Source organism: Phytomonospora endophytica, assembly GCF_014202425.1.
In the GTDB taxonomy this organism is placed as follows: domain Bacteria; phylum Actinomycetota; class Actinomycetes; order Mycobacteriales; family Micromonosporaceae; genus Phytomonospora; species Phytomonospora endophytica.
Map to the genome: position 1 here is coordinate 269,001 of NZ_JACHGT010000004.1, position 25,359 is coordinate 294,359.

Annotated in this window: 16 protein-coding genes; 11 read left to right on the top strand and 5 right to left on the bottom strand. The window is 70.0% G+C overall.

All coding sequences use genetic code 11. From position 1 onward, the window contains the following. The first annotated feature begins 31 nt into the window (after window positions 1-31). Window positions 32-2,860 carry a PQQ-dependent sugar dehydrogenase gene (locus tag HNR73_RS10510; RefSeq protein ID WP_184787166.1) on the top strand — a complete coding sequence of 943 codons (2,829 nt, stop codon included), beginning with the start codon at window positions 32-34 and terminating at the stop codon, window positions 2,858-2,860. Then, window positions 2,845-4,944, top strand: a complete 2,100-nt coding sequence (locus tag HNR73_RS10515) for a ThuA domain-containing protein (RefSeq protein ID WP_184787167.1) — start codon at window positions 2,845-2,847, stop codon at window positions 4,942-4,944. Before HNR73_RS10510 ends, HNR73_RS10515 begins: the two co-directional genes overlap by 16 nt. A gap of 153 nt (window positions 4,945-5,097) precedes the next feature. Here HNR73_RS10515 and HNR73_RS10520 read toward each other — a convergent pair whose 3' ends face one another. Then, complete coding sequence (locus HNR73_RS10520) at window positions 5,098-6,195, bottom strand: DNA glycosylase AlkZ-like family protein (RefSeq protein ID WP_184787168.1); 1,098 nt, start codon at window positions 6,193-6,195, stop codon at window positions 5,098-5,100. Window positions 6,196-6,278: 83 nt separating this feature from the next. Here HNR73_RS10520 and HNR73_RS10525 point away from each other — a divergent pair, with 83 nt between their 5' ends. From HNR73_RS10525 to HNR73_RS10535, 3 genes are all read left to right on the top strand, one after another. After that, a complete protein-coding gene (locus tag HNR73_RS10525) occupies window positions 6,279-9,821 on the top strand; it encodes a ThuA domain-containing protein (protein ID WP_184787169.1) in 3,543 nt (1,180 codons plus the stop codon). Window positions 9,822-10,002: 181 nt separating this feature from the next. Further along, a complete protein-coding gene (mltG, locus tag HNR73_RS10530; protein ID WP_184787170.1) occupies window positions 10,003-11,154 on the top strand; it encodes an endolytic transglycosylase MltG in 1,152 nt (383 codons plus the stop codon). 199 nt (window positions 11,155-11,353) lie between these two features. After that, window positions 11,354-11,620 carry a hypothetical protein gene (locus HNR73_RS10535; protein ID WP_184787171.1) on the top strand — a complete coding sequence of 89 codons (267 nt, stop codon included), beginning with the start codon at window positions 11,354-11,356 and terminating at the stop codon, window positions 11,618-11,620. A 32-nt stretch (window positions 11,621-11,652) separates the two neighbouring features. On the opposite strand, the gene HNR73_RS10540 is transcribed toward HNR73_RS10535, so the two are convergent. Then, the gene (locus tag HNR73_RS10540; protein ID WP_184787172.1) at window positions 11,653-12,657 is read right to left on the bottom strand and encodes a LacI family DNA-binding transcriptional regulator; all 1,005 of its coding nucleotides are present in this window, start codon (window positions 12,655-12,657) and stop codon (window positions 11,653-11,655) included. A 75-nt stretch (window positions 12,658-12,732) separates the two neighbouring features. Here HNR73_RS10540 and HNR73_RS10545 point away from each other — a divergent pair, with 75 nt between their 5' ends. The 3 genes from HNR73_RS10545 to HNR73_RS10555 all read left to right on the top strand — a co-directional run bounded on the left by HNR73_RS10545 (window position 12,733) and on the right by HNR73_RS10555 (window position 19,387). Then, on the top strand, window positions 12,733-13,722 hold the full coding sequence (locus tag HNR73_RS10545; protein ID WP_184787173.1) for a LacI family DNA-binding transcriptional regulator: 990 nt from the start codon (window positions 12,733-12,735) through the stop codon (window positions 13,720-13,722). Window positions 13,723-13,907: 185 nt separating this feature from the next. After that, window positions 13,908-16,877, top strand: a complete 2,970-nt coding sequence (locus tag HNR73_RS10550) for a CBM35 domain-containing protein (protein ID WP_184787174.1) — start codon at window positions 13,908-13,910, stop codon at window positions 16,875-16,877. Between the two features lie 62 nt (window positions 16,878-16,939). Further along, the gene (locus tag HNR73_RS10555; protein WP_184787175.1) at window positions 16,940-19,387 is read left to right on the top strand and encodes a choice-of-anchor D domain-containing protein; all 2,448 of its coding nucleotides are present in this window, start codon (window positions 16,940-16,942) and stop codon (window positions 19,385-19,387) included. A 47-nt stretch (window positions 19,388-19,434) separates the two neighbouring features. Here the strand turns inward: HNR73_RS10555 and HNR73_RS10560 are convergent, their stop codons facing one another. Next, window positions 19,435-20,709: a prenyltransferase/squalene oxidase repeat-containing protein gene (locus tag HNR73_RS10560; protein WP_184787176.1), complete on the bottom strand. Its 1,275-nt coding sequence runs from the start codon at window positions 20,707-20,709 to the stop codon at window positions 19,435-19,437. A 375-nt stretch (window positions 20,710-21,084) separates the two neighbouring features. On the opposite strand from HNR73_RS10560, the gene HNR73_RS10565 reads away from it, so the two are divergent. From HNR73_RS10565 to HNR73_RS10575, 3 genes are read left to right on the top strand one after another with little or no spacing between them, the layout of a single operon-like run. Beyond that, the gene (locus tag HNR73_RS10565) at window positions 21,085-22,089 is read left to right on the top strand and encodes an NAD-dependent epimerase/dehydratase family protein (RefSeq protein WP_184787177.1); all 1,005 of its coding nucleotides are present in this window, start codon (window positions 21,085-21,087) and stop codon (window positions 22,087-22,089) included. 42 nt (window positions 22,090-22,131) lie between these two features. Continuing rightward, window positions 22,132-23,400, top strand: a complete 1,269-nt coding sequence (locus HNR73_RS10570) for a nucleotide sugar dehydrogenase (RefSeq protein WP_184787178.1) — start codon at window positions 22,132-22,134, stop codon at window positions 23,398-23,400. Continuing rightward, window positions 23,400-24,542: a hypothetical protein gene (locus HNR73_RS10575; RefSeq protein WP_184787179.1), complete on the top strand. Its 1,143-nt coding sequence runs from the start codon at window positions 23,400-23,402 to the stop codon at window positions 24,540-24,542. The genes HNR73_RS10570 and HNR73_RS10575 overlap by 1 nt, the downstream gene beginning before the upstream one ends. Window positions 24,543-24,559: 17 nt before the next feature. On the opposite strand, the gene HNR73_RS10580 is transcribed toward HNR73_RS10575, so the two are convergent. Next, window positions 24,560-25,015 carry an NUDIX hydrolase gene (locus HNR73_RS10580; protein ID WP_184787180.1) on the bottom strand — a complete coding sequence of 152 codons (456 nt, stop codon included), beginning with the start codon at window positions 25,013-25,015 and terminating at the stop codon, window positions 24,560-24,562. A gap of 19 nt (window positions 25,016-25,034) precedes the next feature. Further along, window positions 25,035-25,334: a helix-turn-helix domain-containing protein gene (locus HNR73_RS10585; protein WP_184787181.1), complete on the bottom strand. Its 300-nt coding sequence runs from the start codon at window positions 25,332-25,334 to the stop codon at window positions 25,035-25,037. Between the last annotated feature and the right edge of the window lie 25 nt (window positions 25,335-25,359).

The window sequence follows — 25,359 nt, forward strand, 5'->3', positions numbered from 1 at the left end:
CTGCAACGCCCCAAGAGATGAGGTCCCCTCCATGTCTCCATTCCCCCGCCGGCGCTTAGCCACAGCGGCGGTCGTCGCGTTCGCCGCCACGGTCGCCGTGGCCGGACCCGGACCCGCCCAGGCGCACGAGGTCATCGACCCCGCCGACTACCAGCAGGTCGAGCTGGCCCGCGGCGTCGCCGAGATGGGCGAGCCGATGTCGATGGCCGTGCTCCCCGACCGGTCCGTCCTGCACACGGCCCGCGACGGAAAACTCCGCCGCACCGACGCCGCCGGCACGACCACCACGATCGGCACCCTCCCGGTGTACACGCACGACGAGGAAGGCCTGCAAGGCGTCGGCGTCGACCCCGGCTTCGCCACCAACCGTGCCGTGTACCTGTTCTACGCCCCGCCACTGTCCACACCGGCCGGTGACGCCCCGGCGACCGGCACCGACTGGTCGGCGTGGCAGGGACACAACAGGCTCAGCCGCTTCACCCTCAACGCCGACTGGACCCTCAACACCGGCAGCGAGAAGATCGTCCTGTCCGTCCCGACCGACCGCGGCATGTGCTGCCACGTCGGCGGCGACATCGACTTCGACGCCGCCGGGAACCTCTACCTGACCACCGGCGACGACACCAACCCCTTCGACTCGGCCGGCTACGCCCCGATCGACGAGCGCACCAACCGCAACCCGGCCTACGAGGCCCAGCGCTCCGCCGGCAACACCAACGACCTGCGCGGGAAACTGCTGCGCATCAAGGTCAACGCCGACGGCACCTACGGCATCCCGGCGGGCAACCTCTTCGCGCCGGGCACCGCCAAGACCCGCCCCGAGATCTACGCGATGGGCTTCCGCAACCCGTTCCGGATGAGCGTCGACAAGGCCACCGGCACCGTCTACATCGGAGACTACGGACCCGACGCCGGGGCGAGCGACGCCAACCGCGGCCCGTCCGGGCAGGTCGAGTTCGACCGGGTGACCTCCACCGGGAACTACGGCTGGCCCTACTGCACCGGCACGAACTCCGCGGCCGAGGTCTACAACGAGTGGAACTTCGCCACCGGCACCACCGGCCCGAAGTTCAACTGCGCCGGCGGCCCGGCCAACAACTCCTTCCGCAACACCGGCGCCGCGACACTCCCGGCCGCGAAACCCTCGTGGATCCGCTACGGCGGGGACGCCGGTTCGCCACCCGAGTTCGGCGGCGGATCCGAGTCGCCCATGGCGGGACCGGTCTACCGCCACGACGCGGCCTCCACCTCCCCGGTGAAGTTTCCCGCCGACCTCGACGGGCACTTCTTCGCCACGGAGTTCGGCCGCAAATGGATCAAACCGATCGACGTGCAGGCCGACGGCTCGCCCGGCGAGATCGCGAGCTTCCCCTGGTCCGGCACACAGATCATCGACAGCGCCTTCGGTCCCGACGGAGCCCTGTACGTCCTCGACTACGGCACCGGCTACTTCAACGGCGACCAGAACTCCGCGCTCTACCGGATCGAGTACATCGCCGGCGCCGACCGCGCCCCCGTCGCGAAAGCCTCGGCCAGCAAGACATCCGGCATCGGCCCGCTCGCCGTCACCTTCTCCTCGGCCGGTTCGGCCGACCCCGAGGGCGGGGCACTCACCTACGCGTGGACCTTCGGCGACGGCACGAGTTCCACGGCGGCGAACCCGTCGAAGACCTACACCGCCAACGGCCAGTACACCGCGACCCTCACCGTCCGCGATCCCGCCGGGAACACCGGTTCGGCGAACGTGATCATCACGGTCGGCAACACCGCCCCGACGGTCAAGGTGAACCTCCCGGCCAACGGAGCGCCCTTCTCCTTCGGCGACACCGTCCCGTACTCCATCACCGTGACCGATCCAGAGGACACGTCGATCGACTGCGCACGGGTCAAGATGACCTACATCCTCGGCCACGACCAGCACGGTCACCCGATCAGCTCCAAGAACGGCTGCACCGGATCCATCACGGTCCCGGTCGACGGCGAGCACGACTCCGCCGCGAACATCTTCGGCGTCTGGGACGCCGAGTACACCGACAACGGCGCCAACGGACAGCCGCCGCTGACCACCCACACCCAGCACATCACCCAGACGCGGCACCGGCAGGCCGAGCACTACGGCGCCTCGAACGGCGTCAGCCGGATCACCAAGGCGACCGCCGAGGGAGGCCAGACCGTCGGCGACATCCACAACGGCGACTGGGTCTCGTTCAGCCCCTACGCCCTGACCAACGGCACGGCCTTCAGCGCCCGGGTCTCCTCCGGCGGTGTCGGCGGCACGCTGCAACTGCGCGCCGGATCCCCGACGGGGACGCTGATCGGGTCGGCGGCCGTTCCGGTCACCGGCGGCTGGGAGGTGTTCACCAACGTCACCGGGACGCTGTCGAACGTCCCGGCCGGAACCACGACCCTCTATCTGGTGTTCACCGGAGGCACCGGCGCCCTGTTCGACGTCGACTCCTTCACCTTCGGCGGCGGCAGCGGCGGGACCGGCCCGATCAAGGGGCTGGCCGCCAAGTGCGTCGACGTCGCCGGCGCCGCCACCGCCGACGGCACGAAGGTGCAGCTCTACGACTGCAACGGCACCGGCGCGCAACAGTGGACCGTCACCGGCCAGACCCTCAAGGCCCTCGGCAAATGCATGGACGTCGCCGGCGGCGCCACCGCCAACGGCACCAAGGTGCAGCTGTGGACCTGCAACGGAACCGGCGCCCAGAACTGGGTCGCCCAAGCCGACGGCACCCTTCGCAACCCGCAGTCCGGCCGCTGCCTCGACGTGCCCGGAAGCAACACCGCCAACGGCACCCAGCTCGCCATCTGGGACTGCACCGGCAACGCCAACCAGAAATGGAGCATGCCGTGAGAACCCCGCTTCGCATCCTGACCACCGCGATCACGGCCTTCGCCGTGCTCACCGTGCCCTCCGCCGCGCGGGCCGCCGATCCGGCCTATGACGTGCTGGTCTTCAGCAAGACGGCCGGTTTCCGGCACGACTCGATCGCGGTCGGGACCCAGGCCGTCCGTGATCTGGGGGCCGCGAACAACTTCACCGTCACCGCGACCGAGGACGCCGCCCGGTTCACGGCCGCGAACCTCGCCGGGTACGAGGCCGTCGTCTTCCTCAACACCACCGGCGACGTCCTCGACGCGGCGCAGCAGAGCGCGTTCGAGGGCTACATCCGAGCGGGCGGCGGCTATGTCGGCGTGCACGCCGCCGCCGACACCGAGTACTCGTGGCCGTTCTACGGCGAACTCGTCGGCGCCTGGTTCGCCTCCCATCCGGCGATCCAGCAGGCGACGACCAGGGTCGAGAACCGTGCGCACCCGGCGACGGCGCACCTCGGCGCGAGCCTGGCGCGCACCGACGAGTGGTACAACTTCCAGACCAACCCGCGCGGCTCCGCCCGCGTACTGGCCACATTGGACGAATCCTCCTACGGCGGCGGCTCCATGGGCGCCGATCACCCGCACGTGTGGTGCAAGACCTACCAGGGCGGCCGCTCGTTCTACACCGGCGGCGGCCACACCCAGGCCTCCTACGCCGAACCCGCGTTCCGGCAGCTCCTGCTCGGCGGCCTGCGCTACGCCTCCGGCCGGGCGAAGGCCGACTGCCGTCCGGAGAACGGCTACACCACCCTCTACAACGGTGCGACGACCGGCTGGTCGCAGGCCGGGCCGGGCTCCTTCACCAACACCGACGGCACGCTCACCGCGACCGGCGGGATGGGAATGCTCTGGTACAGCGCCAAAGAGCTGCGTGCGTACTCGCTGAAACTCGACTGGCGGCTGCCCGGCGACGACAACTCCGGCGTCTTCGTGGGCTTTCCGGCCTCGTCGGATCCGAACTCGGCGGTCGGCAACGGCTACGAGATCCAGATCGACGCCACCGACAGCCCCGACCGGACCACCGGATCCGTCTACGGCTTCAAGGCCGCCGACATCGCCGCCCGCGACGCCGCGCTCAACCCGCCGGGGGAGTGGAACACCTTCGAGATCCTCGTCGAAGGCGAGCGCCTCCAGGTGTTCCTCAACGGCGTGCGGATCAACGACTTCACCAACACCGACCCGGTGCGCTCGCTCCAGCAGGGCCACGTCGGCATCCAGAACCACGGGACCGGTGACGACGCGCAGTTCCGCAATATCCGGCTCAAGGAGCTCGGCGGCGCCGCCGACGTGACGGTCCAGGCCGAGAACTGGTCGGCGGCGAGCGGTGTGCAGACCTACCCGCACACCCCGGCGCACAACGGAATGGTGCTCGGTTACGTCGATCCCGGTGACTGGGCGGCCTACAACGGCGTCGACCTGACCGGCGTGAACCGGGTGCGGTTGCGGGTCGCGTCGCCGGGTGCGACGGCCGGTGGCGGCGTGCAGGTCCGGATCGGTTCGCCGACCGGGACGCTGCTCGGCACCGCGACCGTCGGCAACACCGGCGGCTGGGAGTCCTATCAGGACGTGACCGCGAACCTGTCGGGCGTCCCGGCGGGCGTGCAGAACCTGTACCTGGTCTTCACGGGCGGCACCTTCGACGTCGACGACCTGACCCTCGTGCGCGGCTCCCCGCCCGGCGGCGGGCCGGGACCGATCGTCGGCGTCGGCGGCAAATGCGTCGACGTCAACGCCGGTGCCACCGCCGACGGGACGAAGATCCAGCTGTGGACCTGCAACGGTTCGGCCGCCCAGCGGTGGACCGTGACCGGCCAGGCGCTCACGGCCGTCGGCAAGTGCCTCGACGTCGCCGGCGGCGCCACCGCCGAAGGCACGAAGGTGCAGCTGTGGACCTGCAACGGAACCGGCGCGCAGAACTGGGCGGTCCAGGCCGACGGGACCCTGCGCAACCCGCAGTCCGGTCGCTGCCTCACCGCCGCCGGGGGCGCCACCGCCGACGGCACCCAGCTGGTGATCTCGACCTGCGCGGCCGCGGCCGGCCAGCGCTGGACGCTGCCCTAGTGATCCGGTCCCGCCCGCGACGCGGGCGGGACCGGAACCTTCGGCGTCCCCGCCTCTGAAGCCATGAGCATGCGAATCCACGAAGGTCGGCGCCGACGGCGGCCGACGCGCGCTTCCGCGGTGAACCCGGGGAGCAGGCCCGTTCCAGCCATCTCAGACGACGTCGACACCGAGGTCGAGCCGTCCGCCGAGGAGTCCCGCGAGCCGGTCCGCCTCCGCCTCGATCGCGGTCCCGGGCGGTTCGCCCGCCTCGGCGAACCAGGACACGGTGAGGGTGCCCGCACGGCCCTTCCAGGTACCGCTGACGACACCGGCGGACAGGACGAGGCCGGCTCCGCGCGTCACCACGGCCCGGCGCCCGGCGGGCACGATCCGCTCGTCGGCGGTGCCGGAACCGAGCACCCACTGGTCGTGGCCGGGGAGGAGCGTCACGGCCGTGGTCGCGGCCTGCCCGGAGAGGGCGTCGAGGTGCCGGACGGGGAACAGCATCGACTCGCCGTCGACGGTGATGTCGGCGAGCTCGGCCTTGAGTTCGTCGAGCCAGCGGTCGATCCGTTTGCGCCCGGCGCTCAGACCGCCGCCGAGCCAGTAGTGCACGTGCTCGCGGGTCGCGGGTCCGTAGGCGTCGAAGTAGGCGGCGACGGCGTACCGGCCTGCCTCGTCGAGCTCGGGGACACCGCTCCAGTGTGGGCTCGCGTTCGGCGACTGGAAGGTCGCGTGTCCGTTCCGGACCGGCCCGAAGCAGAGGTCGCCCTGCCAGGCGAAGGGTTTGAGGAAGGTCTGGCTCGGCGCGGTGAACTCCGGGCCGAGGTGCGCGAAGGCGGCATGCCCGGCGACCCCGTCGGCGAGTTCACCGACGGTGATCGGACCGTCGGCGACCAGGCCGCGGACGATCTCGCGCAGCGCGGGCCACTGCCGAGGCTCGACCTTGTAGTGGTCCACCCAGCTCGGGAGTTCCCACTGCCGCCCGGCGGCCCGCAGGGCCAGGTAGCGACCGGCGTCCTGTGGCGCCATCAGGTGGGTGGCACCGCGGAAGGCGAAGGTCTTCATCAGCCGGCCCGCATCCAGCGCCCGCTCGACCTCACCCGGTGTGGAGTCGGCGAGCCTTCTCCGCACGGCGAGTTCCGGGTCGCCGGAGTGGGCGCCCACGGCGCCGAGCCTGCCGACGGCCTCCTCGGCCGACGTGGCTCCGCCGAGCAGGAAATGCCGTCCCATCCGCCACGACAGGGCCCGCCCGAGGCTGATTTTCATGCCGCCACCCTAGCGGCCCGCCCTCCCGGTCGAGACGTTCTCGACCGGGACGGCGAACCCGTCCCCCGAAAGGAATCCACCCCATGCGCAGACCTTTAGCCAGCAGAGTCCTGTCCACGGCGGCGGCGCTGCTGCTGGCACTGCTGTTCCTCCCCGCGACCCCCGCCCAGGCGGCGCCCGCGTTCAAGGTGCTGCTGTTCACCAAGACCGCCGCCGGCGCATACCGGCACACCTCGATCCCGGCCGGGATCACCATGGTCGAGCAGCTCGCGGCGGCCAGCAACTTCGAGGTCGTCAAGAGCGAGGACTCGGCGATCTTCAGCACCGCGGGCCTGGCGTCCTTCGACGCGATCGTCATGATGCAGAACTCCGGCATGGTCTGGGACACCGACGCCCAGCGCGCCGCCGCCCAGGCCTACGTGCGCGGTGGCCGCGGGATCGTCGCGATCCACAACACCACCGACATGAACATCGAGTCCCAGTTCCCGTGGTGGGACCAGATCCTCATGGGCGGCGCGCACATGACCGCGCACTCCTCGACCCTCCAGGGAACGGCGAAGGTCGCCGACAGGGCGCATCCGTCCACAAGGGATCTGCCGGACCGCTGGGTGCGGACCGAGGAGTGGTACAACTTCGACCGGAACTTCCGCGGGGACGCGCACGTGCTGGTCACCGCCGACGAGACCACCTATGACGCCGGACCGTCCAAAATGGGCGCCGACCACCCGATCTCCTGGTGCCGCAACGCCGAGGGCGGCAAGGTCTGGGCCACGGCGATGGGCCACGAGGCGGCGTCCTACACCGAGGACGGCTTCAAGAAGCACGTGCTCGGCGGCATCAAGTGGGCCGCCGGTAACGAGGCCGGCGACTGCGGCGGCACGGTCGCCAGCCGCTTCCAGAAGGTGACCCTCGACGGCGCCCCCGACCAGCCGATGGCCCTCGACGTCGCGCCCGACGGGAAGGTCTTCTACATCTCGCGATCGGGTTCGGTGCACGTCATCCACGACCACGCCGGTGTGCCGGAGACGCACACCGCCGCCGTGCTGAACGTCTACGACGGCGGTGAGGACGGCGGCATCGGGATCGCGCTCGACCCCGCGTTCACCACCAACCGCTGGGTCTACGTGAGCTACTCACCGGCCGGCACCGCCGAGGTCAACCGGGTCTCGCGCTTCACCGTCAAGACCGACGACACCCTCGACATGGCCAGCGAGAAGAAGGTCATCGACATCCCGGCCTACCGGAACGTCGACGAGCCCGGCCACACCGGCGGCTATCTCGCCTTCGGTCCCGCCGGGAACCTCTACATCGGACCCGGCGACGACACCAACCCCTTCGCCTCCGACGGGTACGCGCCGATCGACGAGCGGCCCGGCCGCGAGCACTTCGACGCCCAGCGCTCCTCGGCCAACACCAACGACCTGCGCGGCAAGATCCTGCGGATTCACCCGCAGGCCGACGGCACGTACACCGTCCCGTCGGGCAACCTCTTCGCGCCGGGCACGGCGAAGACCCGTCCCGAGATCTACGCGATGGGCTTCCGCAACCCCTTCCGCTTCTCCGTCGACAAGACCACCGGCTGGATCTCGCTCGGCGACTACGGACCCGACGCCGGCGGCCCCAACCCGAACCGCGGGCCCGAAGGCACCGTCGAATGGAACCTCATCAAGGGACCCGGCTTCTTCGGCTGGCCGTACTGCGTCGGCGCCAATACGCCCTTCAACGACTACGACTTCGCCACCGGCGTCTCGGGCGCCAAGTTCAACTGCACCGCGCCGGTCAACAACTCGCCCAACAACACCGGACTGACCAGCCTCCCGGCGGCCAAACCCGCGACGACCTGGTACACCTACCACGCCTCGGCGGAGTTCCCCGAACTCGACGGCGGCGGCGGGTCGGCGCCGATGGGCGGCCCGTTCTACCACTACGACGCGGCCAGCTCCTCGGAGCGGAAGTTCCCGGCCTACTTCGACAAGACCCCGTTCTACTACGAATGGAGCCGCAACTACGTCAAGGAGTTCAAGCTCGACGCGGGCGGCGGTCTGCTGAAGATCAACCCCTTCGTGCCGCAGCTGAACCTGCGCGCGCCGATCGACATGAAGTTCGGTCCCGACGGCGCCATGTACCTCGCCGAATGGGGAATCGGCTACGGCCACTCCAACACCGACGACGGGATCTACCGGATCGACTACGTCGCGGGCAACCGCGCCCCACTGGCCAGGGCGGCCGCGAGTCCGGACTCGGGCAAGGCGCCGCTGCCCGTCACCTTCTCCTCCGCGGGCTCCGGCGATCCCGACGGCGACCCGCTCACCTACGCGTGGGACTTCGGTGACGGCGGCACCTCGACCAGCGCCAACCCCGCGCACACCTACACCGCCAACGGCAACTACACGGCCCGGCTGACCGTCAAGGACCCCGGCGGCAAGACGGGCAGCATGACCGTTCCCATCACCGTCGGCAACACGCGTCCCAGCGTGACCTTCGCCAACCCGCCCAACGGCGGCTTCCTCACCTTCGGCGACAACCTGACCTACACGGTGAACGTCACCGACCCCGAGGACGGCACGGTCGACTGCTCCCGCGTGAAGGTCACCACCGCGCTGGGCCACGACAGCCACAGCCACGACACCGGCCAGTTCACCGGCTGCACCGGCACGGTCCCGACCAGCGCATCCGGGCACGACGCCGACGCCAACACCTACTACGTCATCTCCGCCGACTACACCGACAACGGCGGCCTCCAGGGCACCACGACGATCACCCTCCAGCCCAAGCACAAACAGGCCGAGTACTTCTCCGCCCAGTCCGGCATCCGCGTCGTGGAGCAGAGCGGCGCCGAGAACGGCAAACGCATCGGCGACATCTCCAACAACGACTGGATCGCCGTCAACCCGGTGAACCTCAAGAACATCACCTCCGTGGCGTTCCGGGTGTCCACGCCCAACAACAACGCCGGTTCGATCGAACTGCGCGCCGGCTCGCCCACCGGAACGCTGGTCGCGAGCCAGACGATCCCCAGTACGGGCGGCTGGGACAACTACGTCACCCTGCCCTCCGTACCGATCACCGACCCGGGCGTCAGCGGCACCCTCTACGCCGTGTTCAAGTCCTCGGGCGGATCGCCCTTCGACCTGGACTCCTTCACCTTCAACGGCGCCGGTGTCGGCGTGCCGGGTAGCGGCGGCCCGCAGAACGGCGGCGTCTACACGCTGACCGCCGAGCACAGCGGCAAGCTCGCCGACGTCTCCGGGAACTCCTCGGCCGACGGCGCGCAGGTCGTCCAGTGGCCCGCGACCGGTGGCGCCAACCAGAAGTGGAAACTGACCGACGCCGGCAACGGCACCTTCACCGTGACGGCCCAGCACAGCGGCAAGTGCCTCGACGTCACGGGCGCCTCGACCGCCGACAACGCGCTCATCGCGCAATGGACCTGCGCGTCCGGCGCGAACAACCAGAAGTGGAAGTTCGAGGCGACCGGCACGGCGGGCGTCTACCGTGTCGTGTCGGTCAACAGCGGCAAGTGCCTGGACGTCCCCGGCGGCTCCACCGCCGACGCCGTCCAGCTCATCCAGTGGACCTGCGGCACCGGGGCCAACCAGCGGTGGAAACTCACCAAGGTCGGCTGACACCGGCGGTCCCGGCCGGTTCCACCGAACCGGCCGGGACCGTCCCCGCGCGCGGACCTGAGCGGGCGGAAAGTAGTCGCCCCCGTACAGGCGCCGGCGGAGTACGGTGTTGGCGAGTTTTCCGACAGGGGCGAAGCGGCCTCGGCGGTCGAAGCATCGCGCGCACACTGGGGAGGACATCATGTCCGTGCACGGCGACTCTCGGCGCCCGCGACCGGGCGAGCGACGGCCGCGTGGCCACCGCCGTAAGAAGAAGCGCCGTACGGGACTGATCCTGACCCTGGTCCTCGTACTGGGCGCCGGTCTCCTCGTCGGTGGCTGGGTCGTCTACGGCAAGCTCACCGACACCGCGCCCGACTACGAGGGTGAAGGCACCGGCGAGGTGCTGGTGACCGTCGAGCCCGACGCGAACCTCAGCGACATCGCCGACGTCCTCTTCGAGAACGACGTGGTCAAGAGTCCCGGCGCCTTCGTCAACGCCACGATGAGCAACCCTCAGGCGACGAGTATCGGCCCGGGCACGTACAAGCTGCGCAAGCAGATGTCGGGGAAGGCCGCGCTCGACCTCCTCTTGAAACCCGAGAGCCGTGTCGTCGACGGGTTCATCGTCAAGGAGGGCTGGCAGACCTTCCGGATCTACAAGGAGCTGTCGAAGAAGTTCGACATCCCCGTCGAGGACTTCGAGGACGCCGCCAAGGACACCGAGGAGCTGGGCATCGACCCCTCCTGGTACACCCGGGCCGACGGCAAGAAGGCCGCCAAGGGCCTTGAGGGCTTCCTCTACCCGGCGACCTACGAGCTCAACGAGGACATGAAACCGGCCGAGATGCTGCGGGAGATGGTCACCAAGTTCATGGCCGTCGCCGACGCCGACGGCCTGCGCGACCTCGCCGAGGAGAAGAACGTCGCCCCCTACGAGGCCCTGATCATCGCCTCGATCATCCAGGGCGAGGGGATCGAGAAGGACTTCGGCAAGATCTCCCGGGTCATCTGGAACCGCCTCGACCCCGAGATCTGGGACCCGCCCTTCCTCAACATGGACTCGACCACCAACTACTGGCGCGAGCTCAACGGTGAGAAACGCAAGGACAACCTCACCGACGAGGAGAACCACGACCCCGACAACCCGTACCAGACCTACGGGAACCTCGGCCTGCCCCCGGGCCCGATCGGCAACCCCGGCAAGGCCGCCCTCGACGCCGCCTTCGCGCCCGAGGACGGTCCCTGGCTCTACTTCGTGAAGATCGACAAGGAGGGCAACTCGGCCTTCGCGGTCACCGAGGCCGAGCACCAGGCCAACGTCGACAAGGCGATCGAGAACGGAGCCTACTGACGCGGCGGGACAGGGGCGTCACGCGCGGCCGGGCCGAGCGCCGCAGGCGACGGGCGCGGGGATGCCGGTGATCGGCGCACTCCTGCTCATAACGTGACCCACCTGAGAACGGACCGCGACATCTGAGGGCTGACAACGCCGATCCCGCTGTGCGAGACTTCGGCTCAACCCCGCTTCCTCGCACGGAAGAACGAAGCCCATGCTCACGCGCCCCACGGCGGTGCCGGCCACCCTCACCGAAGAGATGGCCTACGGACTGATGTGCGTCGGCTGCCGGCGTGACGTCCGTGACGGCCGCGCCGACGAGGTCGCCGTGGGTGAAGACCGGGGATGGACCCTCGTCGCGTGCCGTGGGGCTTGTGCGGCAGGGGTTTGCGGCGACCCGGACGGCTGGGCCGACAAGCCCGGCGGACTGCCTTCGCTCACCGACCGCATCGACCGGTGGGAAGACGACGGCGACAGCTGACACCGTCGATCCACAGTGGACGAAGCGGCCGTTCAGTCGCTCGCCCGCCGCGGCGCCCCCGTCGACGCCCGGACCACCAGTTCGGCGTCGAACAGCATCTCCTCGGTACCGCCGCGCAGACCGCCGATCCGTTCGAGGAGCAGCGATACCACCGCCCGGCCCATGGCCTCCACCGGCCGGCGCAGGGTCGTCAACGGCGGCTCGGTGTGGGTCAGCGCCGGGTCGTCGTCGAAGCCGATCAGCGAGACGTCGCGGGGCACGGACAGGCCGAGCCGGCGGGCCGCGCGGACGGCGCCCATCGTGAGCGCGTGATCGGCGCAGACCAGCGCGGTGGCCCCCGCCGCGACCAGACGCGTGGCGGCGGCCTGCCCGTCCTCGGCGGTGAGTTCGGTCCGGGTCACCAGTTCCGGCCAGGCCGCACCGCTGAAGGCGGCCCGGTGCGCGGCCAGCCACCGTCGTGACGGCAGGTGGGTCTCGGGGCCGAGCAGGAGGCCGATGTCGCGGTGTCCGAGCGCCGTCAGGTGTTCCCGGGCGAGCCCGGCCGCGTGACCGTCCTCAATGGACACATGAGGCAGCGGCACGGCGAGGTCACCGGCGTTGAGCAGCACGGTGGGCAGGCCGCGCTCGGCGAGTCGCCGGTAGGGCTCGTCGCGGCCGTCGGCGAACTGGTAACCGCCGCCGAGGAACACCGCGCCCGACACCGCCTGGGCGAACAGCAGCTCGGTGTAGGCCTCCTCGCTCAAGGTCTCGCCCGCGCCGGTGCACAGGACGGGCGCGAAACCGCGCCGGGCGAGGGCCCCGGAGACGACCTCGGTCAACGCCGCCGCCGGGGCGCTGAGCGCGGGCAGGACGAGGCCGACGAGCCGCGCGCGCCCCTCGCGCAGCTTGACCGGCCGCTCGTAGCCGAGATCGGCGAGGGCGGCCAGGACCGCGGCCCGCGTCGTCGGTGAGATGCCCGGCCGGGCGTTGAGGACCCGCGAGACCGTCGACTGGCTGACCCCCGCGCGAGCGGCGACAGCGGCCAGATTGCTTGCCATGGCGGCAGTCTAGCCATTCTGTCCAAAACTTTGCATGCCCTGTTCGGTTTTTGCGAAGACGGCTAGGCTCTGCGCATGACGACACGACTCGAAGAGGTGGCCGAGCTCGCGGGCGTCAGCAGCGCGACCGTGAGTCGTGTCCTCAATGGACGGACCGGCACCTCCGCCCGGAGCCGCGACGCCGTGCTGACCGCCCTCGACGTGCTCGGGTACCGGCGTCCCGCCGCCGCCCGCGCCGAGCCGGGAAGCCTCATCGGCCTGGTCGTCCCCGACCTGCGCAACCCGATCTTTCCCGCATTCGCCGACCTCATCGCGGCCGCGCTCGTCCGGCGCGGCCTGGTTCCGTTGCTGTGCGCCCGCACCCCCGACGGCATCTCCGAGGCCGACCACATCGAGCTGCTGCTCGCGCACGGCACCGGCGGCGTCATCTTCATCGGCGGCAGCCTCGCCGACGCCGGTCCGGAGCATCGCCGCACCCTGACCGACCGCGGGATGCCCGTGGTGCTGGTCAACGCCGCCGACGGCCACTCCGGCGCGGCGACGGTCGCCGTGGACGACGCCGACGCCGTCGGCAGGGCCCTCGCCCACCTCGCCGACCTGGGGCACCGGCGGATCGGCCTCGTCGCCGGACCTGACGGCCACGCCCCCTCCGACCGCAAGGTCGCCGCCTTCACCGCCCGCCTGCCCGGCATGCCCGTCGCGCACGCGATGTTCACCGCCGAAGGCGGCCGCGCGACCGCCGCGCGACTCCTCGACGCGCGGGTCACGGCCCTGGTGTGCGCCAGCGACGCGCTCGCGCTCGGCGCGATCCGCGCCGTCCGCCGGCGCGGCCTCGACGTCCCGCGCGACGTGTCGGTCATCGGCTTCGACGACTCCGCGTACATGCCCGTCACCGATCCGCCCTTGACGACGCTGCGGCAGCCGGTCGCCGCGATCGCCTCGGCCGCCGTGGCGGCGCTGGCCGGCCTGCTCGCGGGCCGCGGCGATCAGGCGGGTGGACTCCTCTTCGAGCCGGAACTCATCGTCCGCGAGACGACCGGTCCGCCACCGCGCTCGAATGCCTGAATTTCAGGCGACTGCTAGAAACCAGACTCCATCAAGTAGCTTTCTTGCAATCGGTTCTGGACTTCCTGCCCTACTCTCCCTATCCTTCTGCCAACGCCGCATGGCCGTGACGCCCGCGCAACTCATGCGAAACAAGGACGCAACGGCCGTTTCGCCGACGTCGGCGTGCACCGAAGGGACCGCACATGAGCAGCGGCAAGGCATCGACCGACCTTCGCCCCACCCCGACCCCACCCGCCCGGCGCACCCGGTTCGTCCTCGCGGCCGCCGCTTTAGCGGCCGTCACCGCCGGCGCCCTCCTCGTCGCCAACACGGCCCTCGCCGGATCGACGGTGTACCAGGCCGAATCGGCGTCCCTGTCCGGCGGCGCCGTCGTCGCCTCCGACCACTCCGGCTACAGCGGGAGCGGCTTCGTCGGTGGATACACCGACGCCAACCGGGGTGCCGCGGCCACGACCTTCGCCGTCAGCACCGCGGCCGCCGGTTCACACCGGCTGTCCCTGCGCTACGCCAACGGCACGACCGCGCAGATGTCGCTTTCCCTGTACGTCAACGGAACCCGCGTCCGACAGGTCGCACTTCCCGCCACGGCGAACTGGGACACCTGGGCCGCCCGCGACGAGACCGTCACCCTCCCGGCCGGCCGCGGCAGCGTCGCCTATCGCTTCGATTCCGGCGACTCCGGCAACGTCAACCTCGACAGCCTCACCGTCACCGACATCGCCGCACCACCGGCCGGAACCCACGAGGCCGAATCGGCGTCCCTGTCCGGCGGCGCCGTCGTCGCCACCGATCACCCCGGCTACACCGGAAGCGGCTTCGTCGGCGGATACACCGACGGCAACAAGGGCGCGGCCGCCACGACCTTCACCGTGAGCGCCGTCGCCGGTCAGGCGACCACGACCTTGCGCTACGCCAACGGAACCGGCGCCACGATGACGCTGTCGCTGTACGTCAACGGAACACGCGCCCGGCAGATCCTCCTCCCGCCGACGTCCCATTGGGACACTTGGGGGACCGCCGCCGAGACGGTCTCCCTAACCTCCGGCGCCAACACGATCGCCTACCGCTTCGACACCACCGACTCCGGCAACGTCAACCTCGACAACATCACCGTCGTCGCCGACGCACCGAGCCCCACCGGCTCGCCCAGCCCGAGCGAACCGCCGCCCGGCGGGCAGGTCTACGAACTCGAAACCGCCTTCCGCGCGGGCGGCCCGGCGGTCGCGACCTCCATCGGCGGCTACGGCGGCTCGGGCTACGTCACCGGCTTCACCACGGTCGGCGCCCGCGTCATCCGCACCGTCAACGTTCCCGGCGCGAAGACCACGGCCGTGACCGTCCGGTACGGCAACACGACCGGCTCGGCCAAGACCCTCAGCGTCCACGTCAACGGCCGCAAGACCGGCCAGATCGTCCTTCCCGCGGGCACCGGCTGGCTCACCGCGAGCCAGAACCTCGCCCTGCGCTCGGGCGTCAACCTCGTCGCCTTCCAGTACGACAGCGGCGACAGCGGCGGTGTCGCGCTCGACAACGTGACCGTCGCGGGCGGTGCCGCGCTCGCCGCGCGAGGCGCCACCGTCCCGTACACCGAGTACGAGGCCGAGAACGGATCCACCAACGGCACGCTCATCGGCCCGGACCGTACGTACCGCACCATCGCCTCGGAGTCCTCCGGCCGCCGCGCGGTCCGCCTCGACAACGCCGGGAAGTACACCCAGTTCACCCTCACCGCCCCCGCCAACTCCGTCGTCGTGCGCCACTCCATCCCCGACAACGCCGCCGGGACCGGGATCACCGCGCCACTCGCCCTGTACGCCAACGGAACCAAGGTCACGGACCTCCAGCTCACCTCCGCCTACAGCTGGGTCTACGGCGACTACCCCTTCCCCAACGACCCCGGCCTCGGCGGGGCCCACCGCTTCTACGACGAGACCCGCGCCAAACTGGCCGCCACGTACCCGATCGGGACGGTCTTTCGGCTCCAGAACGAAACCGCGACGCCGATCACCGTCGACCTCCTCGACACCGAGACCGTCGAAGCCGCCTACACACCGCCCGCGGGCGCCCTCGACATCACCGCCTACGGCGCCGTCTCCGGCGGAGGCGACGACACCGGCGCGATCCGTTCGGCGATCAGCGCCGCCAGGTCGCAGGGCAAGAGCGTCTGGATCCCTTCCGGGACCTTCGATCTGACCGCGCGCGTCGACGTCGACAACGTCGCGATCCGCGGCGCCGGCATGTGGCACGCGACCCTGCGCGGCAACAACGGCCGTGGCGGGTTCTACGCCGTCGGCGGCAACGTCCAGCTCGCCGACTTCACCTTCGCCGGCGACGTCCGCCACCGCGACCCCGACGGCGTGGTCACCACCGACGCGGCCATGGAGGGCGAGTTCGGCTCGGGCTCACTGATCCACAACGTGTGGATCGAACACTCCAAGGTCGGCCTGTGGGCCAGGGGGAACACCAACGGCCTCTACCTGGCGGCCGTGCGGATCCGCGACACCTTCGCCGACGGCGTCAACCTCAACAACGGTGTCCGCGACAGCCGGGTCGAGCAGAGCGTCCTGCGCAACACCGGCGATGACGCGCTGGCGATGTGGTCGCAGTCGGCGCCGGTCGTCAACACCGCCTTCACCTTCAACACCGCGACACTGCCGATGCTGGCGAACACGTCGGCGATCTACGGCGGCACCGACAACCGCATCGAGGACAACCTGTTCTCCGACACCGTCTACACCGCCTCGGGCGTCATCGTCAGCACCTGGCACGCCGCACTGCCCTTCGCCGGGACGACGACGGTCCAGCGCAACACGCTGACCCGCACCGGAGGCCGCAACAACGACTGGAACCGTAACCTCGGCGCGGTCTGGATCTACGCCGAGGCGAGGGACATGACCGCACCGATCGTGATCCGGGACCTCGTCGTCAACGACAGCACCTACCAGGCGATCCTCCTCGAACGCGACCGGACGATCACCAACGTCACCTTCCAGCGCGTGACCGTGACCGGCGCGGGGACCTACGGCATCGACATTCGCGCGAGCGGCGGCGCCCGCTTCGAGTACGTCACCGTCACCGGCGCCGTCTCTGGCGGCCTCAACAACCAGACCGGCTACACGATCGACCGCGGACCAGGCAACACCGGCTGGTGACCGCGTCCCGGGCGCCCTCCCACCGGGGGCGCCCGGCATCCGCACGCCCTTACGGAGCCCACATGCGAAACCGAACCCTCGCCCGCCTCGCCGCGGTGGCGGCGGTGAGCGCCGCGCTCGCCGCCGTCCCCGCGACGGCCGACGCCGCGCCCCCGCGCGTCACGATTCCCAGCCTTCCGGGCACGGCCCTGCCACTGCCCGCCGACGTCGGCGCCGCCGTCCCCTTCACCGAGTACGAGGCCGAACACGCGCGGACGACCGGTGCCGTCCTCGGCCCGGACCGCGCCTACACCCACCTCGCCGCCGAGGCCTCCGGCCGCCGCGCGGTCGCGCTCGACCCGGGCGAGTACGTCGAGTTCGTCCTCGCCCGCACGGCCGATGCCGTCGACGTGCGTTACTCCATTCAGGACGGCCGGGAGACGACGCTGCGCACGCGGATCGACGGGCGCGCCGGTCCCGGCCTGGCCTTGACGTCGGCCTACGCGCACGCCTACGGACTGTTCCCCTTCACCAACGACCCGGCCGACGGCGGGGCTCACCACTTCTTCGACGACGCGCGCGTGATGTTCCCCCGCACACTCCCTGCCGGGACCCGCGTTCGCTTCGAGGCGGTAGCGCCGACCGTGCTGGACCTCGCCGACTTCGAGACCGTCGGCCCGGCGCCGTCGCAGCCCGCCGGCTACCTGGACGCGACCGACTTCGGCGCCGACCCGAGCGGCGGAACCGAGTCCCTGCAGGCGATCCAGGCCGCGATCGACGCCGCCCGCGACAGCGCGACAGGGCTGTGGATCCCGCCCGGGAGGTACCGCGTCGGAGGCAAACTCCGCGTCGACGAGGTGACCGTGCGCGGCGCCGGACCGTGGCGGACGGTGCTGACCGGGCCGGGCGTCGGCGTCTTCGGCACCGACGCCCCCGACCCGAGCACGAACGTGCACCTGTCGGACTTCGCCGTGTTCGGCGAGACGACCGTTCGGGACGACACGATCGCCGACAGCGGTTTCGGCGGATCCTTCGGCGGTGCGTCCACGATCGACAACGTGTGGATCGAGCACACCAAGGTCGGCATGTGGTTCGACGGGCCCTCGGAAGGGCTCACGGTCAGCCGCGCGCGCATCAAGAACGTCTGGGCCGACGGCATCAACCTCCACAATGGAGTGAGCCGGACCACGATCCGCGACACCTTCGTGCGCAACACCGGCGACGACGGCATGGCGATGTGGTCGGACCGCAACGCCGACCACCACAACGCCTTCACCCGCAACACCGTGGTACTTCCCCTGCTGGCCAACGCCTTCGCCGTCTATGGCGGCCACGACAACATCGTGACCGGCAACATCGCCGCCGACAGCGTCACGCAGGGCGGCGGGATCCACGTCGCCAACCGCTTCGGTTCGGTGCCCCTGGCCGGTACCACGACGCTGTCGTGGAACCTGTTGGTGCGCGCCGGATCGCTCGTGCCCAACGACCCCGTCCAGATCGGCGCGATCTGGTTCTGGGCCGCCGACGCGCCCATGACCGGCGCGATCCGCGTCGAAGGCGAGCGCCTGATCGACTCCTCCTACGCGGGCGTGCAGTTCTACGGTGGCGACATCACCGGCGTCACCGTCGATCGCGTGGCAATCCTCGGGGCGGGCTCCTTCGCCGTCCAGGTCCAGGCGACGGGCGCGGCGAGCTTCAGCCGCGTCGTGGCCGGGGGTCTCGGCGAGGCGGGCGTCCACACCTGCGGCGACGGCTTCGCCCTCACCCGCGGCAAGGGCAACATCGGCTGGGGCACGAGCACGTGCGGTCTTCCCGCCGCCGGGCAGCTGGAACTCGCCCCGGCCGCGGGGCTCGACTTCGGCTTCCACTCTCTCGGCGAGTCGGCGACCTTGCCGCTGACGGTCACCAACCCCGGCCCCGATCCCGTCGAGGTCACCGCGATCCGCCCACCGGCGGGCTTCACCGTCCTCGGCGGCACCTGCCCGACCATCGCGGTCGGCGCGAACTGCACCGTCCTCATCGGATTCGCGCCGGTCACCGCGGGGTTCTTCCAGGGCCGCATGGTCCTCGAAACGACCTCACCGGCCGGTCCCTACGTCGTCGGCCTCACCGGGATCGGCTTCGACCCCGACGGCAACCTCGCCCTGGGCCGCACCGCCACGGCGAGTTCCACGGCGGGCTGGTGGCTGCCGCCGTCGAACGTCGTCGACGGTGACCAGGGCACCTACTTCGAGAGCGCCAACGGGGCCTTCCCGCAGACCCTCGGCGTCGACCTCGGCCGGGACTTCACCGTCGGCCGTATCGTGCTGAAACTCCCGGACGGCTGGGGAACCCGCACACAGACGATCGCCCTCACCGTCGACGGCACGCCTCTGTTGGCGGCCACCGACCACAGCTTCGACCCCGCGACCGGAAACGCCGTCACCATCACGTTTTCGGCCGTCTCCGCCCGCGAACTGGTCTTGACCTTCACCGGCAACACGGGCTGGCCCGCCGCCCAGATCTCCGAGTTCGAGGTCTACGCGCACTGACGGGCCCCTGAGCGCCGTGCGCGAGTCCGCGCGCGGCGCTCAGCGGGTCAGCGTCGCCGCGCGATCCGGTCGCCGACGATACGGGCGATCCACGACAGGACGCCGGTGGCGATCGCGATCAGCCCGCCGGCCACGAGGTTGTCGCGGACGGAGTCCCAGTTGATGCCGATCGCGGTGACGACGTCCTGGAGATAGGGCGCGAGGACGATGACGGCGAGACCGGCCGTGACGATCGTCGCGGCGCTGTTGATCGACCATCGCGTGATGAGGTAGAGCCCGTTGTAGAGCCGGTCGATCTCGGCGGTGGCGGCGCCGTGACCGAGACTGCTGATCCAGCGGTCGAAGGCCAGGACGTTCTGCGAGGCGAGCCAGATGTGGCGAACGTTCGAGCCGTTGTTCAGTGACCAGGAGCCACGGTCGGCGGCGTCGCCGTCCGGCCAGGCCGTCTGGGTGCGCGCGAGGTGGTCGGCGGCCTTGGCGCACGCGACCTTCGTCTTTCGCAGCGGCAGACCGGCGAGAGCGTAGAGACCCCAGGCGGTGCCGGCGTTGTAGCAGCGGATGGTGCCCGGTGCCGTCGTCGTGTGCCATTCGTCGACGCTGACGGGCCAGCCGCCGTCGCCGCCCTGCTCGTCGATCAGGTACTCGATCGCGCTCTCCAGCAAGGAGACCGGCACGTTCGCCGCGCGCAGGGCGCAGATCACCTGCGCCGTCGACGCCGGGGTCGGGACGGAGTTCGCCGAGACGCCCCAGCCGTGTGACTTGGTGTCCTGGATGCTGAAGAGGTACTCGATCATCTTGAGGCGCATCTTCTCCTCGTGGCCCCAGACGGAGAAGGCCCACAGGCACAACGCCGTCGGCATGACACGCGGGAAGGTGCCGTCCTTCGGTGTGGTCGAGACCCAGCCGCCCTCCTGGAGCTGCACGCACCCCTCCAGGTACGTCAGCGCGCTGGTGACGTCGGGCCGGTGCTTCTGGAGGCGGCACTCGCGGAACAGGATCAGCGGCCACGCCGTGGACTCCACCCCGGCGAACTGGAACTCGACGCTGGGGAAACTGCCGTCCGGCAACTGCTGCGACATGATCCAGTCGATGGCCCGCGAAGGATCCACCGCGCGCATGTGGACCTGGGGATCATCGACCTTGTTTAAGGCGACGTAGGCGCGGACCCCGTCGACGGTGCCGCCCCAGACCGACGGATGCGGCGAGCCGGCGTACGTCGGCCAGCTGGCGGGCTCCTCCAGGTAGGCGGACTCGATCCAGTCCGCGGCCGCCTCAAGCGCCTGCGTCCAGCCGAGCCACGCGCTCTTCGACTTGCCGCGCATCACGAACCCCCGCGTCCCGGACCCCACGGTCCCTCAGAATCACGTATGACACGCGGTGGGGGCCCGACAAGGGAAAAGTCCGGGATCCGACACGCCGACGAGACGCCCGCCGGCACCGGTTGCGGACGCCGACGGCGGCCGTCCGCAACCCTCGCCGGGCGACCGCGTCCGCCGGAGAAGTGCTCGCGTGCTTCCGAACAACGAACTCGGCGGGCAGGTGGAGACCGGCGGTCGGCTCAGCGCACCCACCGGCCAGAACGGTCAGGATCATCGTCCACATCGGGACATCGGGGGCCGGATCCGGCCGAAAGCCTTGTTCTTCAACACTCTGAGTCGTGAAGCTGTAGCACGACAACGACGAAGGCCGGGGGATTCATGGGACAGCAGGCACACGGCTCGGTGGAGTCGGTATCGAGCGCGCGCGTACTCGTCACCGGCGGCGCTGGCTTCATCGGCTCGCACCTGTGCGAAGCACTGGTCGCTTCCGGTGCGGACGTGACGGCGTTGGACGACCTGTCCTGCGGGCGGCGGTCCAACCTCGACGGCCTCACCGGGCATGAGCGCTTCCGGTTCCTCAAGGGCTCCGTTCTCGACGAGTCGTTGGTGCATCGCCTGGCGGCCGAGTCCGAAGCGGTCTACCACCTCGCCGCCGTCGTCGGTGTGCCTCGTGTGCTACGCGATCCGGCCGGGACCATGGAGACCAACTGGGTGGGCGGCCGCAACGTCGTCGATGCCGCTGTGAGCGCCAAGGCACGGCTCGTACTGGTCAGCACCTCGGAGGTCTACGGGCGCGAAGCCGCGAGCCCGCAGCATGAGGGCCTGCCCATCCCGGAGTTCTCCGGGGAAGAAGCACGGGACAGCTATCCGCGCAGCAAGCGCCTGAGCGAGCTCTACTGCTTGGAGCAGTCGTCCGGGACGTGGCCCGCGCCGGTGATCGTGCGGCTGTTCAACATCGCCGGACCGCGTCAGCTCGACACGATCGGGATGGTCATGCCGAGCCTGGTCAAACAGGCCCTCTCGGGCGAGGACGTGACCGTTTACGGGACCGGCGAGCAGACCCGCACCTTCTGCGACGTGGGCGAGGCCGCCGACGCGATGGTCCGCTTGGGCGCGCTCAAGAACGGCGAACCGCTGATCGTCAACGTCGGCAGCCGTCTACCGGTGTCCATCAACGAACTCGCCGAGGCCGCGGTGAAAGGGGCCGGCACGGCGGCGCGGATCCGCCGGATCGGATACCGCGAAGCGCATGCCACCGACTACGTCGACTTCATGCGCCGGCAGCCGTCCATCGACCTGGTCCGTGAACTAACCGGATGGGAACCGGCCACGGACCTGCCGACGATCGTTCGGCGCGTCGCCGACTCGCTCCGCGAGTCCTGAACCCCGCTCGACGGCACTCACAACGATCTTATGGGGGAAAGAATGAAAGAACCCAGGCGTGTCCTCATCGTCGGGCAAGGGTATGTGGGACTGCCTCTGGCCGTACGCGCCGTGGAGGCGGGCTATCACGTCATCGGCTACGACATCAACGAGACACGCGTGACTCGCCTGCGGGCAGGCGAGTCCTACATCGAAGACGTCCCAGCGGAGCGACTGGCCGCGGCACTGGCCTCCGGCCGGTTCGAGCCCAGCGCCGACTCAGGTGCGGCGGCCGGTTTCGACATCGCCGTCATCACCGTGCCGACCCCGCTGCGTGCAGGAGTACCCGACCTGACCTTCGTCGAGCACGCGACTTCGATGCTCGGCGAGCATTTGCGGCCCGGCGCGACGGTGGTCCTGGAGTCGACGACCTACCCGGGCACGACCGACGACATCGTCGCGCCCCTGCTGGAACGGATCTCCGGTTGCCGGGCGGGGCACGATTTTCATCTCGGGCACAGCCCCGAGCGCATCGATCCCGGTAACGCGAGCTGGCAGTTCGAGAACACTCCCAAAATCGTCTCGGGCGTGAACGAGTCGTCCCTCCAGGCGATCCAGGCGTTCTACGACACGATCGTGCACAAGACCGTCTCGGTGGCCTCGCCCCGTGTCGCCGAGCTGGCGAAGCTGCTGGAGAACACCTTCCGGCTGGTCAACATCGCCCTGGTCAACGAACTCGCCACCTTCACCCGCGACCTCGGCGTCGACGTCTGGGAGGCCATCGACGCCGCGGCGACCAAGCCCTACGGCTTCACGCGCTTCGTGCCCGGTCCGGGCGTCGGCGGACATTGCATTCCGGTCGACCCGACCTACCTGTCCTGGAGCGTGCGGAGGTCCACCGGCAGGGCCTTTCGGTTGGTGGAGCTCGCCAGCGAGATCAACCGGCAGATGCCCGACTACCTCGTCAGCCGCCTGACCACCGGACTGAACAGCCGCGGGAAACCGGTGAAGGGATCACGGATCCTGCTGCTCGGCATGGCATACAAGAAGAACACCGGCGACGCGCGGGAATCGCCGTCGCTGCGGATCGCCGAACGGCTCGTCGCGATGGGCGCTGAAGTCAGGATCATCGATCCGCACGTGGACGAACTCCCGCAGGACGACGGAACCCGCCGCACCGACTTCAGCGCCGGGGAGATCGCGGCCGCCGATGCCGTGATACTGCTGACCGACCACGACAGCTTCGACCTGGATGTGGTGTCCACGCACGCCGAATACGTTCTCGACAGCCGGAACAAAATGCGCGCCGGTACAGCGGTGGAGGTGCTGTGATGAGTGCTGAGAACCCGGCCTCTCCGGTGATCTCGGTGGCCGTCATGGCCCATCCGAGCCGCAAGGACGCCGCCGAGCGGGTCGCCGAACGGCTCGCCTGCTTCGACGCGCGGGTCGTGTTCGATCCCGAACCGGACGCGCCACCGTCGGCGATGCGAACCGCTCGCCTCGCCTGGCGTGCGCATGACCCGTCGGCGACGCACCACCTGGTCGTACAGGACGACATCACCGTCCCCGACGGGTTCGAGGAGGCTCTGACCGCGGCCGTGCGGCTCCAGCCCGAACGCGTCTTCAACGTGTGGAACGAGTGGACCAACCGGAGCGGCGCCGCGATCCGGCTCGCGGCCTACTCCGAGGCGGACTGGGCTCCCGTCTCGGACCGGTCGGTGGTCGCCGTGGCCGTGGTGATGCCGACGGCGATGATCGCCGACTTCCTCGACTACCTGCCGCGGCACCCCGACGACCGCGACTCCGGGGCGCTGTTCGAGTTCCTCAGGATGCGCGGGGAGGTCGCGTTGACGACCGTGCCGTGCCTCGTCCAGCATGACGAGCCGATGGTCGACAGCCTGTGGCGGAGAAACCTCGACCAGGGACCCCGGCGGGCGGCGGTGTATCCCGGAAAGGTGTCGGCCGAGTCACTCACGAACGTCGACGTGGTGCGCTTCGGGTGCCTCCCCTACCTGCCGCTGGAGACGCTGTCCTCGGCCGTGGCCGCGCCGAGACCCGGGATCGCGGAGTTCGAACTGCGGAGCGGCGTTGACTGCCTGCGTGTGCTCGAAGAGACCAGGGAGACGATGTCCGAAAGGTTCATGGACGAGGTCTTCTCCGAAGTGGTCGAGCTTCGCCGCGACCTGTCGCCGGCCCATCTGTTCCATGCGTGGCTCACGGCGGTGTTCTCCGGGTACGAGGTCTTCGCCTCCTATGGGCGTGCGCCGCGCGTGGATGGAGAAGTCGTCGAGTTGGCCCTGCGCTCACTGCTGGTCGGCGCACTCAAGCGGACTCTTCCCGTGCGAACGCTCGACCGGCTCGGCGACGCGAACGTCGGCTGGCTTGGACGAGGCCTGTCCCTGGGCGCCGACTACGCCCGAAAGTCCCGGGTTCGCTCCGGACTCGTGCCGCCGTTGGCGGTGGCGGACGGCTGACCGTCCGCCACCGCGGCTCACCGCGGCACGGGATCCTCCAGCGGCCGGTTCCCGTCGTGGTAAACGATGCGGGGACCGGCCTGGCCTGGAGCTTCCAGGGCGTCAAGGATGCGGATGGCGTGGGCCGGACGGACGAGGCGCTGGACTTCGTCGCGGGTCAGCCACGCCGCGGTCCTGGCCTCTTCCGTCGGCGTGGCCTCGCCGCCGACGTACTCGCACCTCCAGATCATGGTCACCGGCCGCTTGGGGTGCCCGAACTCCTTGTGGACGCCGGTGATCCACAGGGCTTTCACCGCCACGCCGGTCTCTTCCAGGACCTCGCGTTCCACACCTGTCTCGAAGGTCTCGTCGAGTTCGAGGACCCCCGCGGGCGGCTCCCAGCGACCGTTGTCCATGCGCTCGATGCAGAGCACACGTCCGTCCCGTTCAACGACGCCGACCATGGCGACGCTGTGCATCGGGGTGTCGTTCATGTTCTCCCACTTTCGTTGATCAGGTGACGAACACCGTCGGCGGGACCGCGCCGAACAGGACCGCCTTGCCCACCAGCTGGATGCGCCCGGTAGCGCCGAACAGGCGGCAAAGGGTGTTGATGTCCCGGCGAACCTGACGATCGCTGATGCCGAGTCCACCGGCTATACGTCGATCAGTCCAGTCCCGCGCGAGCATTCGGATGATGAGTTGCTGCCGTATCGTTAAATCGCATGAATGGCCGACGCGCCACGTTGGGCGCCGGGCGCGGACATTCGTTCGCGGATGTGCACAGTTCACATCGTGCTCTGCTTCTGACATAGGCAAAGGGCACTCCAAAATGGGC